Origin of the sequence: Bradyrhizobium sp. SHOUNA76, assembly GCF_023006445.1 — a bacterium.
Lineage (GTDB): Bacteria > Pseudomonadota > Alphaproteobacteria > Rhizobiales > Xanthobacteraceae > Bradyrhizobium.
In genome coordinates, this window is record NZ_JALBHA010001099.1 from 1 (window position 1) to 570 (window position 570).

Here is a 570-nt window from a genome sequence, read left to right on the forward strand (position 1 = left end):
ACTGCGGCGTCTCGCGGAGCGGCGTGTCGGTCTTGGTGCCGGTGCCGCTGCGACTTGCCACATAGCCCTGCACCGGGCCTGTCGCGGTCTCCGCAGCAGCACCACCACCACCCGCCGCCGGCGAATTGGCGTTCGACTGTGCGTGCTGACGGCGTCGGTTCGTTGTCTGCCCGGCCTGCCGCGAGCGGAGCGGACGTGTTCCCGCCTTTGGTCGCGACGACGGCCGTTCGACGACGACGGCGGGCAATTCCTGCGACGATGATTGTGCCTCGGCTGGCGCCGCGTCGATCAGGCCTGCCAACAGCGGCAGCGCGCCGCCAATCAATCTCGTTGCCGTCCTTAGATATGTTGTCATTCGCGACCCCATCATTCCTGACGGGCACGACTAACAAGTGCATTCCCGGGCTTGAAGTGCAGAAGGACGCAATGGTCCCTCAATCATCAGATTTGGAATTAGTATTGCTATAAATCGAGTGCGCGCCGGTTGATGCCGGCGCGCGAATGCGCGAATGACAAGATGGCGTGGTGCGCCTTGCGCGCGGGCGATCAGCGCTGCTCTCTCGTCGCGCC

At 64.4% G+C, this 570-nt stretch carries 1 pseudogene; it reads right to left on the reverse strand.

Going from position 1 to position 570, the window contains the following annotated elements:
- Positions 1 to 355 (reverse strand): annotated as a pseudogene (locus tag MOV74_RS39960) (TonB-dependent siderophore receptor); the annotation flags it as partial.
- Between the last annotated feature and the right edge of the window lie 215 nt (positions 356 to 570).